Source organism: Enorma sp. (assembly GCF_982429025.1).
The window spans coordinates 1-14,222 of sequence record NZ_CEWCAA010000008.1 but is presented as its reverse complement, the minus strand read 5'-3'; the positions used below and the strand labels follow the sequence as shown (position 1 = coordinate 14,222).

The following is a 14,222-nucleotide window of genomic DNA, read 5'->3' as shown; positions in this document are numbered from 1 at the left end:
TGGGGATTTTTATCATCCGATGCCAGGGGGAACTGCCTTCGGCTGATTTTTGGAGGAACAATGGAACGGACTACCGTCTCGCGCCGCGGCCTCATCGCCTCGCTTGCCGCCGCTGGCTCGCTCTCACTTGCCGCCTGCGCCAACGACACCTCTGGCGGAGGCTCGGCGGGCAGCGCGAGCAGCTCGGGCACCTACAGGATCGGCGTCCTGCAGCTCACGCAGCATGCCGCGCTCGATGCTTCGAACGAGGGCTTCATCGCCGCTCTCGACGATGCCGGCATCTCCTACGAAGCGGACCAGCAGAACGCCAACAACGAGCAGTCGACCTGCACCACCATCGCCTCGACCTTCGCGAACGACGGCGTCGACCTCATCCTGGCCATCGGCACGCCCGCAGCCCAGGCCTGCCTGAACGCCACGACCGAGATCCCCATCGTGGGCACCGCCATCACCGACTTCGCAGAGTCCGGGCTCGTGGAGTCGAACGACGCTCCGGGCGGCAACCTCACCGGCTCCTCCGATATGACGCCCGTCGCCGACCAGATCTCCCTGCTCACCCAGCTCGTGCCGGACGCCGCGCAGGTGGGCCTGCTCTACTGCACCGCCGAGAGCAACTCCGAGATCCAGATCCAGATGGCAGAAGAGGCCCTGGACGATGCGGGCCTGGGCCACGAGCGCTACTCGTTCTCCTCCACCAACGAGCTCCAGACCGTCGTGGAGACCATGGTCGGCCAGGTTGACGCCGTGTACGCCCCCACCGACAACACCGTGGCGGCCGCCATGGCGCAGGTTGCCTCGACCGCCGACGCCGCGGGCATTCCCACCATCGTGGGCTGCGACACCATGGTCGAAGACGGCGGCACCGCCTCGTACAGCATCAACTACCGCGACCTCGGTTACCGCGCGGGCGAGATGGCCGTGCAGATCCTCACCGAGGGCGCCGACCCGGCAACCATGCCGATCGAGTATCTGGAGGCCGAGGACTGCACGCTCATCGCCAACCAGGCCTCGGCCGATGCCTGCGGCGTCGACCTCTCCGTGCTCGACGCCCCCGAAATCGTCTAACGCGCCTCGCAACCCTGGCAGTGAACCCTGCTGCCTTCGATGTAAAGGAGAAGAACCATGAAGTCCGCAATTTCTCGTCGCACCTTCGCAAAGGGCCTCGCAGGCACCGCCGTAGCGCTCGGCGGCCTCAGCATCGCCGGCTGCAGCGATAACGCAGCCTCCGGATCTGCCGCAAGCAGCGGAACCACCTACCGCATCGGCGTCCTGCAGCTCACGCAGCACTCCGCCCTCGACGCGGCGAACGAGGGCTTCATCCGCGCCCTCGACGAATCGGGTATCTCCTACGAGGCGGACCAGCAGAACGCCAACAACGAGCAGTCCGCCTGCACCACCATCGCGTCCACGTTCGTGAACGACGGCGTGGACCTCATCCTCGCCATCGCGACCCCGGCCGCGCAGGCCTGCCTGAACGCCACGACCGAGATCCCCATCGTGGGCACCGCCATCACCGACTTCGCAGAGTCCGGGCTCGTGGAGTCGAACGACGCTCCGGGCGGCAACCTCACCGGCTCCTCCGATATGACGCCCGTCGCCGACCAGATCTCCCTGCTCACCCAGCTCGTGCCGGACGCCGCGCAGGTGGGCCTGCTCTACTGCACCGCCGAGAGCAACTCCGAGATCCAGATCCAGATGGCAGAAGAGGCCCTGGACGATGCGGGCCTGGGCCACGAGCGCTACTCGTTCTCCTCCACCAACGAGCTCCAGACCGTCGTGGAGACCATGGTCGGCCAGGTTGACGCCGTGTACGCCCCCACCGACAACACCGTGGCGGCCGCCATGTCGCAGGTATCCGCCACCACGAACGAGGCGGGCATCCCCACCATTTGCGGCGAGGTGGGCATGGTCGAGAACGGCGGCCTTGCATCCGTTTCGATCAACTACGAAGAGCTCGGTTATCGTGCGGGCGAGATAGCCGTGCAGATTCTCACCGAGGGCGCAGACCCGGCGACCATGCCGGTGGAAACCATGGGCGCCGATGAGTGCGACCTGGTTTACAACCAGCAGACCGCCGACGAGATCGGCGTGGACGTCTCGAGCCTGGCCAGCGACGGCGGCACAGACGTGAGCGCTGAGGCGTAAGGCATCTCGAGATCCGAATCGCCTAGCTTCACATACTGGGCAACAAGCGTAGCGCTACGTACTATGCGGGCTCCGTTCAAGAGGACGGAGCCCGTTTTCGTTCATGCGAAGTGGAGTTGGCAGACAACGCCGCCCGCCCCCTGAGTCGAAATGTGACGAGGCGAAATGGGACGAGCAAGACAAGATTGCCCATGCGCCGTCCAGGCAAAAGTACCAACCGAACAACGCCGCGTTCCCCGCTTGGATGAAGTAGCACACGGACTAGACGGTGCCCGCGAGCCGCCTCCATGTCTCCGTGTGCTTCTTACCAACCTCCGTCGCGCGATACCTGTTGCCGCGTTGGGCGCCATTCGGCATGAACTGCGGCTGCGACTCCACGAGCCCCTGTTCGCGCAGGCGGTGCACCGCACGGTCGAGCGACCGCGGGCAGCACCCTAACCAGCTTGCCATCTCCTTTTTATTGAATATCACGCCGCCTGCTTGGTTGGTCTCCCGCACGATGTACTCAAGCACGCGCTCATGCACGAAGGCATGCCGCTTGTTGATGCTCACGCTAATGCCGTCGAGCGGGCTCAAAGCCTCCTCGTTGCGTTCCATACACCTCTCCTTTTTCATGCTGCCCCGTCGCCTGCAAGCGCGGGCACAGCCGCTTACCTTTTGAAATGCCTGCCGTCGGAACGATTGCGCGGGCGCCCATCGGGAGCGTCGCGCGAAAGCCCGCCTGCCTGTTTCCAGCGACCGGCGGCATGGTGCCGCCATCGCCCCCAGTCTCCCGCGCATCCGTTCCCTCTGGAGGCCCTGCCGCGTCTCTCCTGCTTCCTTTATGCGAAAACCTCCGGCTGGCAGCTTCTGCCGACCACCGTTCCCCGAAACGGCCCCCGAGCGGCACATGCCGACGATCACGTGGTCCGCACCCCTTGGCCGCTTGATTATACCACTCCATTACAGACGCTCCGGTCCGTGGCGTTCACAGCGGAGCGTGATACACTTTTGGCGTTATTTATGCAGGATTTCTTGCATCGGCCCCGGCGGGTTCGCTCGCCGGGGTTCGTTGCCTTACGGAAGAGAGGGGCTGCTATGGGACTCGCCATGCTTGGTGCCGTCTCGCAAGGCATTCTCTGGGGCGTCATGGTGCTCGGCGTCTTTATCACCTATAAGCTACTCGACATCGCCGACCTCACCGTCGACGGCAGCTTCGCCCTGGGCGGCAGCGTATGCGCGGTGCTCGTGGTGAGCGGCGTGGACCCGGCGCTCGCTATCTTCGCCGCCATGCTCGCCGGCATGCTCGCCGGAGCGGTAACGGGATTCCTCCACACGGTCTTCGAGATTCCCGCCATCCTCGCCGGCATCCTCACCCAGATCGCGCTGTGGTCGGTGAACCTGCGCATCATGGGCAAGTCCAACACGCCGCTTCTTCGCGTGGACACGCTGTTCTCGAGCGTCACCGATGCCACCGGCCTCCCGCAAAACGTTGCCTCCATCATCGTGGGGCTCATCTTCGCCGTCCTGATCATCGTGGCGCTCTACTGGTTCTTTGGCACCGAAATCGGCTCTGCCTGCCGCGCAACCGGCAACAACGAGGCAATGGTGCGCGCACTCGGCGTCGACACGAAGGTCACCAAGATGATCGCGCTTACCCTTTCGAACGGCCTCGTGGGACTCTCCGGCGGCCTCATCTGCGAGAGCCAGGGCTACGCCGATATCGGCATGGGCACCGGCGCCATCGTGATCGGCCTCGCCGCGATCGTGATCGGCGAGGTGCTCGGTCGCCTTACTCCCGGCAAGCTCCGCTCCTTCGGCAGCCGCCTTACCGCCGCCGTCGTGGGCTCCGTGGTGTACTTCCTCATCCGCGCGATCGTGCTGCAGCTCGGCATGGACGCGAACGACATGAAGCTCATCTCGGCCGTTATCGTCGCGCTCGCGCTTTGTATCCCCGTGGTGTGGGAGAAGTACCAGCTGCGCCGCGCCTACGCGCGCTCCGCGAAAGCAGCGCCCGCGACCCCTGCCGCCAACTCCGAAGGGGGGCGATAGCGCATGCTGACGCTCAACGGTGTGTGCAAGACCTTCAACGCTGGGACCATCAACGAGAAGCGCGCCCTCGTGAACGTTGACCTTCACCTCGAAGCAGGCGATTTTGTGACCGTCATCGGCGGCAACGGCGCCGGCAAGTCGACGCTCATGAACATGATCGCGGGCGTATACCCCATCGACGCGGGAACGATCACGCTCGACGGCCAGAACATCTCGCGGCTCTCTGAGCCCGCGCGCGCGAAGTACCTCGGCCGCGTGTTTCAGGATCCCATGATGGGAACCGCTGCCGACATGCAGATCATCGAGAACCTTGCCATGGCAAAGCGACGCGGCAAGACGCGCACCCTTGCCTGGGGCGTCACGCGCTCCGAGAAAGACGAGTACGCCGAGCGCCTGCGCGAGCTGGGGCTCGGGCTCGAAAAGCGCCTGACCGCCAAGGTGGGCTTGCTCTCGGGCGGGCAGCGCCAAGCGCTCACGCTGCTCATGGCAACACTTACCGACCCCAAGCTGCTGCTGCTCGACGAGCATACCGCGGCGCTCGATCCCAAGACGGCAGCCAAGGTGCTCGACCTCACCGAGAAGATCGTTGGCGAGCACCATCTCACCACGCTCATGGTGACGCACAACATGAACGATGCCATCCGCTTGGGCAACCGCCTCATCATGATGCACGAGGGGCGCATCATCTACGATGTCTCCGGCGCCGAGAAGGCAGCGCTCACCGTGGCCGACCTACTACAGAAATTCGAGGAAGTTTCGGGCGGCGAGCTCGCAAACGACCGCATGCTGCTGAACTAGGCGTGCTGAGCGAACTGTCGGAGAATATCGGGGCGAGGCCGAGGCTTCGCCCCGTTTTTCGTTCTGGGGCACGTGCTGCTGATTCATCTGCAGCACGTAATTCGTTCAAACCGCGATTGCTCCTCCGGCACGCCCGAGGCTCGAACTTCTACTCTAGCGTGCGGACCGTACAAAAAATGCCCGACAATCTTATACTGGCCGTATCAACGATTCGGCGAGACCCGACCATCCTCGCCGCAGCTTCGCCAGGAGGCACCATGAGCATGCGGAACGAACTTGCCATCATTGCGGATCCTACATATCGGGAGTTTCAGGCCAAGCTGGTGCCGACCGTCGAGCCGGAAAGCATCCTGGGCGTGCGCACACCGGAGCTGCGGCGTTTTGCCCGCACGCTCTGGAAGGACCGGCCTGCGGAGGCGAAGGCTTTTCTTGATGAACCCCTCCCCCATGAAACCTATGACGAGATGAACCTTCACGGCCTGCTCATCGGCATGGCGGCGCACACGCCGAGCGAAGCCATCGATCTGCTTGACCGGTTCTTGCCGCACGTCGATAACTGGGCCACCAGCGACCTCATACGCGTGCCCGCGTTCAAGCGCGATCTGCCCGCCGCCCTCGTACAGCTGCGAGCTTGGATGCAGGCCACAGGACCGTATACGGAATACGTCGTGAGATTCGGCGTGACGCAGCTCATGGAGCTCTTCCTGGGCGACGCGTTCGAGCCCGAACAGCTCACGTGGGTCGCAGCAATCGAGCGGCCCGAATACTACATCAACATGGCGCGCGCCTGGTACTTCTCGTACGCTCTCATCAAGCAGCCCGAGGTCACACTCCCCCTCTTCGAACAAAGAAGCGCCCAAGGCGAGCCGATGCTCGATCCTTGGACGCATAATAAATCGCTGCAGAAGGCGCGCGAGTCGCGTCGCATGAGCCCTGAGCAGAAAGCCTATCTGCAGTCGCTCAAGGTGTAGCGCCGGGCCCGCGGCGTGCACAGAACGCGAGGGGCACCCTCGCCATCGCGCTCGTCGCAAAACCTATTCGCCGCCGAAAATCTCCATGATGTCGCCCAGAGCAGAAAGCGGGCTCTGCTTCTTCTTGCTCTTCTTGTCGTAGCGGGCGCGCTCGTCGTAGCGCTCGTCATAGCGATCTTCGCGCCGGTCATCCCGCCGCTCTTCGCGACGATACTCCTGCCGCTCGCTCTCGCGATACCCGTCGCGCGCGTCGCGGGCGCGATCGATAATCTTGTCGAGCTCGCCCCTATCGAGCCAAATGCCACGGCACTCGGGACAATAATCGATCTCTACGCCGTTCTTCTCGCTCATGAGCAGGGTCACATCTTTGCAAACGGGGCATTTCATCGGGCGTTCCTCCATGGGTCGCTCGGCACACGTGGCCGCATGAACACATGGCAGGTTTATACCCTGAAGCCCCGACGCTGATCATTCGGATGCGCAGGCAATTAGAACCAATCGATATCGTGGCGCAGGTACACGGCAATCTGGCCGCTGTCGTCGAGGTCGGCGACCATGGTCACCGTCCAGTTGCCGGCATCGAACACCGCTCCGCCGTCGTCGGTCACGATAACGAGGTCGTTGGGGTCGATGCCGTACGATTCGAGAATCCGCAGCGCGTTCGACCATTTCTCGTTGATGATTCCCGTGAGGTCGGCAGCGGTAACGCGGTTGCCATCCGCATCGTACACGCCGGGCTCGTCTTCCTCGCCCTCTATCGAGCTGGACGAGGAACCGCCACTAGAGCCGCTTTGGGCTCCAGAGCCGATAGACCCAAAGACATCGCCCCCGTCCTGTGATTCCGACTCGTTCTCAAGAGAGCCGGCATCCGATTCGCCTGAGCTCTCCTGTGCTTGTTCGAGCGCAGCGATCGCGCTCTCCTGCTCATCAATCTTTGAAGACAAGACGACCCCCATAGCGATGGTCGCCGCGGCGAGCACAACGACAACGCCTGCGAGCACCCCCATGAGCACGCGCATGCGGCGGCAGCTTCGCTCGAGCTGCGCCACGCGGTCCTCGCCCGACGGTCCCGAGCCTGGTTGCGCCGCCCCAGCATGGCTGGCATCGGCCGGTGCAGGCGCGGGCGCCGGCATATCGATTCGCTTCGTCCAATCGACCTTGGTGTCGTCCATGTGCCCCTCCCTCAACACGCCCTTCGCAGCGATTCCAATGCAAAGCCGCCTAGCAGGGCATTTCGAGAATACCCCGCAAGGCGGACTTATAGACAGGAGGCTCTATTCGTGCAGAAGTGATGGCGGTCTATGAGCGAGCAGCCGCATTCGCACAGGGCACCGATAGGCCTGTAGGCGGGCGGACCCATGGATGATGGACCCATCCGCGGGGCCCCGGCGAGCTTGCGGGCAAGCGGCTCCATCCGCAGAGAAACCATGGAGGGCCTTCGCAGGTAAGGCACTAGGGAAACGCTGATTATATCTTCGCGGGCGATCGTGATTTCAGCTTTTGGGCACTTCAGGGCGGAGGGCCCGGGTAGCCGCATCGCGACCGTGAGGGCGCCGGCAGCCTCAGCTGCGGCTTTCCCTTCCCCTCGCTTTCCTCTACCCGCCCGCCGAACGGGGAACTGCCCAAAAGTTGAAACCTTGACGGGACAGACAGCTCCGGTGCCCAATAATCAGCGTTTTCCTAGCAGAATCGGACCGACTCGGCCCCCTCGATCACCATGCTCGCCTCAAAGAACGCTTGAAGCGCCCGCGTGGCAAGGCGCACGTCGCGCGTGCCCGCCGTCTCGTACGTGGAGTGCATGGCAAGCTGCGGGCAGCCCACGTCAACGGCGTGCATGCTGGCCTGGATGTTCGAAAGGTTGCCGAGCGTCGACCCGCCCGCCATGTCGCTACGGTTGGCGAAGGTCTGGCACGGCACGCCCGCGCGTTCGCATAGGGCCAGGAACGCGGCGCGGCTGAAGGCATCGGTGCAGTAATGCTGGTTCGCCGCCTCCTTGACCACGATGCCGCCGTTCAGGCGGCAGCGATTGGCCGCGTCGTACTTCTCGGGCCTGTTGGGATGCACGGCGTGAGCGTTATCGCAGCTCACAAGCATCGACTTCGCAAGCGCGCGTCGATAGTCCTCAGGCGTGAGGCCGAGCGCCTCGGTCAGACGTCCAAGCACATCGGGCAGGAAGGTCGACATCGCACCCTGCTTGGTGTTGGAGCCCACTTCCTCGTTATCGAAGCAGCAGAAAACCGTGACGCAGCCGGGGTTTTCGGCAGCGAGAAATGCCAAGAGAGAGGTATAGGCGCACATAAGGTCGTCGAGTTTAGGCGATGATACGAACTCGTGCGCGGCGCCCCACACCCGTGCGGGCTCCCGGTTCACAAGGAAGAGGTCGCGGGCGAGCACCTGCTCCGGTTCTACGCCGGCTTCGGCGGCAACGAACTCGTCGAAGCTTCCCGCGCCGAGCTCGCCGGCAGACACGAGTGGGCAGAGGTCGGTCGCGCGGTTGGGCGAGAAGCCGTCGTTCATGCCGCGGTCGAGATGTATGGCGAGGCTTGGTATGAGCGCGATGTCGCGGTCGGGCGCGATGAGGCGGCTTTCCACGCGCTCGCCCTCTGCGGTTGCCGTGCGCACGAGCACACGGCCCGCCACGGAGAGCGGGCGGTCGAACCAGGTGTAGTCGATCATGCCGCCATATGCCTCGACGTCGAGGCGCAGGGAGCCCTCGGGGCCCTCAAGCTCGGGCGCGGCCTTCACCTTGAATGTCGGGGAATCGCCGTGAGCAGCGGTGAGCTGGAAGTGGAAGCGGTCGGGGTCGGCCGCGGCGGCCTCGCCCACTTTGAACGCGATGATGCTCGAGCCGTTGCGCTCCGCATAATAGCGTCCTCCCGGCTCGAGCCTCCCCCGCCACGCATTGCCTTCGAGCAGACGCACGAAACCCTGCGCCTCGAGGCGCGCGGAAATCGTTGCCGCCGTATGGAACATGCTCGGGCACTGCTCGATAAACGAGATGAGACCCTCGGCCGCTTTAACGTCCTCTTCTGCAACCATGTCTATTCCTCCACTGCTTACACGTAGCAGGCGCGGCACGCCTTCTGTAAGCTACGCGCTCAACGAGCAACGCGCCTGGTGATGCGTCAGGCGCCCGCTCTGGAATCGGCGGGCCCGGCTACGCCGCCAGCCAGGCTACACCGCCGGCTGCCGTTCCGGAATCTCCCAATACGCCGCAACAGCGCGGGCATCCAGCGATGCCGCAGGTGCCCGCCATGAAGCCGGCCAGCGCGCTGCGGCACGTTGTGCGCTCGGGGCTGCTACACCAGCTTGCCCGCGCAGTGATCGATCGCGTGCTGAACAATCTCGGCCGTCCAACCCGAGAGGCGCTTGGTGCGGCTCACCAGATTACCGTTCGCCACCACCTGGTAGCCCACGGTAATCATCTGGAAGCGCTTCACCTCGCTAACCTCTTCAAGCGAAAGGCAGCTCTCCTGAGCCTGATACGGCTGGGCAGCGATCTTGATCTTGGGGTTGAGCATCACGAACGTGCGGCCGTTGTCTTCGTAGGCAATGATGGCCTTGGTCGAACCGATCTGGTTCGCTGCAAGGCACACGCAGTCGTCAAGCGCCTCGATCGTGTCTCGAAGATCCTGCACGACCTCAGCGTCATCGGCGGTCGCAGGCTCTGCGGGCTTGCTCAGGAAGTCGCGGTCCTTCACGATCTCTTTAATCATCTCGGTCCTTTCATAATCATGCGCCGCCCATGCAGCGCAAACATGCGCACCAACCATAACACAGCACATCGAGCCCCGATGCCGCAGCCGTCCCGTCTCCAGGCGAAATCAAGGTGGAGGGGCGTTGCCGGGCGCGATTCGGACGCCCCTGTGGTTCTCGGGAGAAAACCGCACGCTCGCCGCTCTGCCGGGCGAGAGCTGGACGCTCGAAGCACTTTCGGGCGAAATTCGGAACTTGCCGCCTTGCCAGGCGAAAACTGGACACAACAGTGCACTCAAAGGATTCTCGGGCGAGATTCGGACACTGCTGGGATCCTCGGGCGAGATTTGGACACTCAAAGGCCCCTGAGCGTCCAAATGTCGCCCGAAAACCCTGCGAGCGTCCGGATATCGCCCGGCGATTCGCGGCGTGTCCGGATGTCGCCCGACAACGCCAAGAGGCGAGACAAAGCGAGCGCGGCAGGGCACCCGAGACGGCACGCTCGCCTTCTGCGCCTCCTATCCTGTGAAGCCGGAGACAGGCACTCGGCTCACGAACCTGCTATCAACAGTGTAGCTCTTCGGCCACATAACGGCCCGTGATGCTCTCGGGACACGCCGCCAACTGCTCGGGCGTGCCTGCTGCCACCACGCGCCCACCGGCAGCGCCACCACCAGGACCCATATCGATGACCCAGTCCGCGTTGGCAACCATATCCAGGTCGTGCTCGATCACCACCACCGTGGCACCGTTATCGATAAGCCGCTGCAGCACACCGAGGAGCACCTCCACATCAAGCGGATGCAGGCCAATCGTAGGCTCGTCAAATACGAAAAGCGCGTCTTCCTGGCTTCGCGTGAGCTCGCTTGCCAGCTTGAGGCGCTGCGCCTCGCCGCCGGAAAGCGCCGGGGTGGCCTCGCCGAGCGTAAGGTACCCAAGCCCCAAGTCGGAAAGCACCGCAAGCTTGGCCTTGGCCGAACGCAGGCCGATCTCGGCAAGCGCATCACGCGCCTGGTCAACGGTATAGGAGAGAAGCTCCGGCAGGCTGATGTCGTCCGCCAAGCGAACCTCGGCCGCCGCGCTGCCATAGCGCGAGCCCCCGCAATCCGGGCAGGGAATGTCCACATCGGGCAAGAACTGCACATCAAGCGAAATCTGGCCCGTACCGTCGCAGGTGGGGCACCGCAAGCTCCCCGTGTTATACGAGAACGCGCCCGCTTTGAGACCACGCTCCTTGGCCTCGGGCAGCTTGGCATAGGCGCGGCGCAGGTCGTCGAGCACGCCGGAGTAGGTCGCCACCGTAGAGCGCACGTTAGCCCCAATGGGCGTGGCATCGATGAGGTTGGCGCGGCGCAGCCCCTCGGCCTCCACGGCCTGCACATGCGCGGGCAGCTGCTCGCCCGCGATGGCTGCGCGCAACCCCGGAATAAGGCTCTCCAGCACAAGCGTCGTCTTACCGCTGCCCGAGACCCCTGTGACCGCGGTGAGCCGTCCTCGCGGAATCTCGACCGCAAGCGGCCTCACCGTGTGAATCGCCCCCGTCTCGAGCCGCACCGCGCCATGGACGAACATATCGCTAGCCGCCGCGCGCTCACGCACGCGCACGCTCCTTGCACCCGAGAGGAACGGCCCGATGCGCGTGGCCGGCGAGGACTCGACCTCCTCCACCGTGCCCTGGGCAATAATGCTTCCTCCATCCGCACCTGAACCGGGGCCAATCTCAATCAGATGGTCCGCGTGGCGGAGCACCCGCACGTCGTGGTCCACGAGCACCACGGAGTTGCCGTCGTCCAAGAGGTCGTCTACCACGCCGAGCAGGCCCTCGACGTTGGAAGGGTGCAGGCCGATGGACGGCTCGTCAAGCACGTAGAGCACGCCGTTCGTGCGGTTGCGCACGGCACGGGCAAGCTGCACGCGCTGGCGCTCGCCCGTAGAAAGCGTGGAGCTCGCGCGGTCGAGGCTCAGATAGCCGAGCCCCAGCTGCTGCAGGCGGCAGATGGGCTCCGCCATCTCGGCCACGATGGCCTGGGCCATGGGCTGGAGCTCCTCCGGCATGAGCGCGGGCACGCCAGGCGCCCATACCGCGAGCTCATCGAGCGTCATGCGTGTGGCGTCGCCGAGCGTCATGCCATCGATCACCGGCCCGCGCGCAGCCGCAGAAAGGCGCGTGCCGCCGCAATCGGGACACACGTCCTCGCGCAGGAACTTGGCCACGCGCGCGAGCCCCTTTTCGTCCTTGGCCTTGGCGAGCGCGTTCTCCACCGTGTAAACAGCATTGAAGTAGGTGAAGTCCAACTCCGCGAAGTTGTCACCCTTCTTGGCGTGGTAGAGGATGTGCTTCTTCTCCGCCGGGCCGTGAAAGACGATATCGCGCTCTTGGGGCGTGAGCTCGCAGAATGGCACATCCGTGCGCACGCCCATCTCCCGCGCGACCTGCTTCATGAGGTCCCACATGAGGGTGTTCCACGGAGCCACAGCCCCTTCGTCGATGGAGAGGGACTCGTCCGGCACGAGCGAAGCCTCGTCCACCGTGCGCACGATGCCCGTTCCGCCGCAGGTGGGGCATGCGCCCGCGCTGTTGAAGGCAAGGTCCTCCGCACCGGGGCCGAAGAACTTCCGGCCGCATGACGGGCACGTGATGGGCTGCATGAGCGCCACGGCCATGGACGGCGCGGCATGCGCGCCGCAATGCGGGCAGCGGTGGCTACCCAAGCGCGAGAACACAAGACGCAGGTAGTTGAGAAGCTCGGTTGAGGTTCCGAAGGTTGAGTGCACGCCGGGAATGCCCGGGCGCTGGCGCAGTGCGAGCGCTGCCGGCACATGGCGCACTTCGTCTACCGTGGCGCGCGCGGACTGGCTGATGCGCCGGCGCGTGTAGGTGGAGAGCGCGTCCAAATAACGGCGACTCCCCTCGGCATAGAGCGTGCCCAGCGCGAGCGAGCTCTTGCCCGAGCCCGAAACGCCCGCGATGCCCACGAGCTCGCCAAGCGGAATGTTGACATCGATGTTCTTCAGGTTGTGCACCCGTGCGCCGCGCACGTGGATATGCGTCGGCTGCGGGCGCCGTTCGCGATGCGCCATATTTCCCCTATCGAACCTCGAACATGGATAACAACGGATTTTGGACCGAGCGTAGCCGTGCGCCAACGATATGCGGCGCAAACCGCGCCCCGCTACACCTCGCTCGCCCAGCTGCCCGGGCCCTCGGCCATGGCGATCACGCCCCGCACACCCTGCTCGACCATGCTGTTCACATTGGTATCGGTATAGAACGCCATGTGCGGCGTGAGCACCACGTTGGGAAATTGCCGCAGGTACGCCATATCGCGGTTGCGGATGATATCGTTCACGCGGCTCTCGTGGTAGATGCCCACCTCGTCTGCGAACACATCCATGGCGAGTGCGCCGATCTTCTCGAACTCGATGGCGCTCGTAACAGCCGCAACATCGATGAGCTCACCGCGACTCACGTTGACCAGCACCACGCCATCGCGCATCTGGTTGATGGCCTCGGCGTCGATCATGCCGCGGTTCTCCTCCGTAAGCGGAACATGCAGCGTCACGACATCCGAGCGCCGGTAGAGCTCTTCGAGCGGCACGTACTCGAACCCTGCCGCGCGCGCCACGTCGCTCGGATAGGGATCGTAGCCGAGCACCTTGGAGCCAAAACCGCCCAAGATACGTGCGACCTGCTGGCCGATACGGCCCGTGCCCACGATCCCCACGGTAAGGCGGCCGAGTTCGCGCCCCTCGAGCCCGCCGAGCGAGTAGTCGTTCACCTGCTGGCGCCAGAGCGACGGCTTGTAGCGGCGCAGCACGATAAGCATGAGCATCACGGCGAACTCCGCCACGCCCTCGGGCGGGTAGCCGGTGTTGCAAACGCGCAGCCCGAGCTCGTGCGCATGCGCCACGTCGATATGGTCAACGCCTACGGTGCGCGTGGCGAGGTACTTCACCCCGAGCTCCGCGAGCCGGTCGAGCACCTCGGCCGTCATAGCGCTCCTGCCCGAGATGACCACCGCATCGAAGCCCTGAGCGCTCGCCACGTTCTCGAGCCCAAGCTCGTCGGGAACGGCATCGATCGTGATGTCGGACGGGGCCGCGCACGTCTGCAGAGCAGCGCCCCGCTTCGGAGCGTCGCTCGCCTGCGGGGCCGCGCCTGGTTTCGCAGCGTTGCCTACCCGCGAGGCCGCGCCCGTGCCAACCGGCTCGTCGCCCGCCACCTGGGTGCCGCCTGCCACTTGGGCGTCGCCCGCCATCCGAGCGTCGCCCCCAACTCGAGCGTCGCCCCCAACTCGAGCGTCGCCAGCCCCGATTCGAGCCATGACCTCGGCCAACGCCGGCTTCTCGTCTTCCCGCAGCTCGTAGAGTTTAATGTTCATGCTCGTCACTACCCGTCACATCAATCGCCCTGGCTGCTCCTGTCAAGCTGGATTCTAACATTGCCGTCAAGATCCAGCCCGCCCGCAACCCGAACAGATAGCGCCGCCCGCTGCCCGTCTCGTGCCCGACCTGCTGCGCAAAGTCCACCGCACCCGCGGCCCGCTGCCCCCGATACCGCCCCATCGGCCAAGACTGGAA

Annotated in this window: 13 protein-coding genes; 5 read left to right on the top strand and 8 right to left on the bottom strand. The window is 64.6% G+C overall.

All coding sequences use genetic code 11. From position 1 onward, the window contains the following. Positions 1 to 60 precede the first annotated feature (60 nt). Together AC1VS5_RS02620 and AC1VS5_RS02615 are read left to right on the top strand one after the other, a co-directional pair. Positions 61 to 1,065 (top strand): ABC transporter substrate-binding protein, encoded by a 1,005-nt coding sequence (locus AC1VS5_RS02620; RefSeq protein ID WP_418742620.1) that lies wholly within the window; start codon positions 61 to 63, stop codon positions 1,063 to 1,065. Between the two features lie 57 nt (positions 1,066 to 1,122). Continuing rightward, complete coding sequence (locus AC1VS5_RS02615; protein WP_481217601.1) at positions 1,123 to 2,145, top strand: ABC transporter substrate-binding protein; 1,023 nt, start codon at positions 1,123 to 1,125, stop codon at positions 2,143 to 2,145. Between the two features lie 261 nt (positions 2,146 to 2,406). Here the strand turns inward: AC1VS5_RS02615 and AC1VS5_RS02610 are convergent, their stop codons facing one another. Continuing rightward, positions 2,407 to 2,742, bottom strand: a complete 336-nt coding sequence (locus AC1VS5_RS02610) for a MarR family transcriptional regulator (RefSeq protein WP_481217600.1) — start codon at positions 2,740 to 2,742, stop codon at positions 2,407 to 2,409. Positions 2,743 to 3,222: 480 nt separating this feature from the next. Between AC1VS5_RS02610 and AC1VS5_RS02605 the strand changes: the two genes are divergently transcribed. From AC1VS5_RS02605 to AC1VS5_RS02595, 3 genes are all read left to right on the top strand, one after another. Further along, a complete protein-coding gene (locus AC1VS5_RS02605; RefSeq protein WP_481217599.1) occupies positions 3,223 to 4,176 on the top strand; it encodes an ABC transporter permease in 954 nt (317 codons plus the stop codon). Between the two features lie 3 nt (positions 4,177 to 4,179). Beyond that, a complete protein-coding gene (locus tag AC1VS5_RS02600) occupies positions 4,180 to 4,974 on the top strand; it encodes an ABC transporter ATP-binding protein (protein ID WP_087186759.1) in 795 nt (264 codons plus the stop codon). A 257-nt stretch (positions 4,975 to 5,231) separates the two neighbouring features. Further along, complete coding sequence (locus tag AC1VS5_RS02595) at positions 5,232 to 5,945, top strand: DNA alkylation repair protein (protein WP_481217598.1); 714 nt, start codon at positions 5,232 to 5,234, stop codon at positions 5,943 to 5,945. Positions 5,946 to 6,008: 63 nt separating this feature from the next. On the opposite strand, the gene AC1VS5_RS02590 is transcribed toward AC1VS5_RS02595, so the two are convergent. The 7 genes from AC1VS5_RS02590 to AC1VS5_RS02560 form a co-directional block, all read right to left on the bottom strand. Continuing rightward, complete coding sequence (locus tag AC1VS5_RS02590; protein WP_144687996.1) at positions 6,009 to 6,332, bottom strand: TFIIB-type zinc ribbon-containing protein; 324 nt, start codon at positions 6,330 to 6,332, stop codon at positions 6,009 to 6,011. A gap of 101 nt (positions 6,333 to 6,433) precedes the next feature. Then, positions 6,434 to 7,117 (bottom strand): hypothetical protein, encoded by a 684-nt coding sequence (locus AC1VS5_RS02585; RefSeq protein WP_481217597.1) that lies wholly within the window; start codon positions 7,115 to 7,117, stop codon positions 6,434 to 6,436. Positions 7,118 to 7,625: 508 nt separating this feature from the next. After that, a complete protein-coding gene (locus tag AC1VS5_RS02580) occupies positions 7,626 to 8,984 on the bottom strand; it encodes a M18 family aminopeptidase (protein ID WP_481217596.1) in 1,359 nt (452 codons plus the stop codon). Between the two features lie 260 nt (positions 8,985 to 9,244). Next, a complete protein-coding gene (locus tag AC1VS5_RS02575; protein ID WP_019127843.1) occupies positions 9,245 to 9,661 on the bottom strand; it encodes a peptide deformylase in 417 nt (138 codons plus the stop codon). Positions 9,662 to 10,205: 544 nt separating this feature from the next. Then, a complete protein-coding gene (locus AC1VS5_RS02570; RefSeq protein ID WP_481217595.1) occupies positions 10,206 to 12,722 on the bottom strand; it encodes an excinuclease ABC subunit UvrA in 2,517 nt (838 codons plus the stop codon). Positions 12,723 to 12,814: 92 nt separating this feature from the next. Continuing rightward, positions 12,815 to 14,023, bottom strand: coding sequence for an NAD(P)-dependent oxidoreductase (locus AC1VS5_RS02565; RefSeq protein WP_481217594.1), 1,209 nt, complete (start codon positions 14,021 to 14,023; stop codon positions 12,815 to 12,817). Next, positions 14,013 to 14,222, bottom strand: a 210-nt coding sequence (locus tag AC1VS5_RS02560; protein WP_481217593.1) for a hypothetical protein, incomplete at its 5' end; no start/stop codon positions are given. The genes AC1VS5_RS02565 and AC1VS5_RS02560, both read right to left, overlap by 11 nt.

Excerpts from the sequence above, each read along its gene's own strand:
- AC1VS5_RS02620 (WP_418742620.1), top strand. The coding sequence starts at position 61 with ATGGAACGGACTACCGTCTCGCGCCGCGGCCTCATCGCCTCGCTTGCC.
- AC1VS5_RS02615 (WP_481217601.1), top strand. The coding sequence starts at position 1,123 with ATGAAGTCCGCAATTTCTCGTCGCACCTTCGCAAAGGGCCTCGCAGGC.
- AC1VS5_RS02610 (WP_481217600.1), bottom strand. The coding sequence starts at position 2,742 with ATGGAACGCAACGAGGAGGCTTTGAGCCCGCTCGACGGCATTAGCGTG.
- AC1VS5_RS02605 (WP_481217599.1), top strand. The coding sequence starts at position 3,223 with ATGGGACTCGCCATGCTTGGTGCCGTCTCGCAAGGCATTCTCTGGGGC.
- AC1VS5_RS02600 (WP_087186759.1), top strand. The coding sequence starts at position 4,180 with ATGCTGACGCTCAACGGTGTGTGCAAGACCTTCAACGCTGGGACCATC.
- AC1VS5_RS02595 (WP_481217598.1), top strand. The coding sequence starts at position 5,232 with ATGAGCATGCGGAACGAACTTGCCATCATTGCGGATCCTACATATCGG.
- AC1VS5_RS02590 (WP_144687996.1), bottom strand. The coding sequence starts at position 6,332 with ATGAAATGCCCCGTTTGCAAAGATGTGACCCTGCTCATGAGCGAGAAG.
- AC1VS5_RS02585 (WP_481217597.1), bottom strand. The coding sequence starts at position 7,117 with ATGGACGACACCAAGGTCGATTGGACGAAGCGAATCGATATGCCGGCG.
- AC1VS5_RS02580 (WP_481217596.1), bottom strand. The coding sequence starts at position 8,984 with ATGGTTGCAGAAGAGGACGTTAAAGCGGCCGAGGGTCTCATCTCGTTT.
- AC1VS5_RS02575 (WP_019127843.1), bottom strand. The coding sequence starts at position 9,661 with ATGATTAAAGAGATCGTGAAGGACCGCGACTTCCTGAGCAAGCCCGCA.
- AC1VS5_RS02570 (WP_481217595.1), bottom strand. The coding sequence starts at position 12,722 with ATGGCGCATCGCGAACGGCGCCCGCAGCCGACGCATATCCACGTGCGC.
- AC1VS5_RS02565 (WP_481217594.1), bottom strand. The coding sequence starts at position 14,023 with ATGAACATTAAACTCTACGAGCTGCGGGAAGACGAGAAGCCGGCGTTG.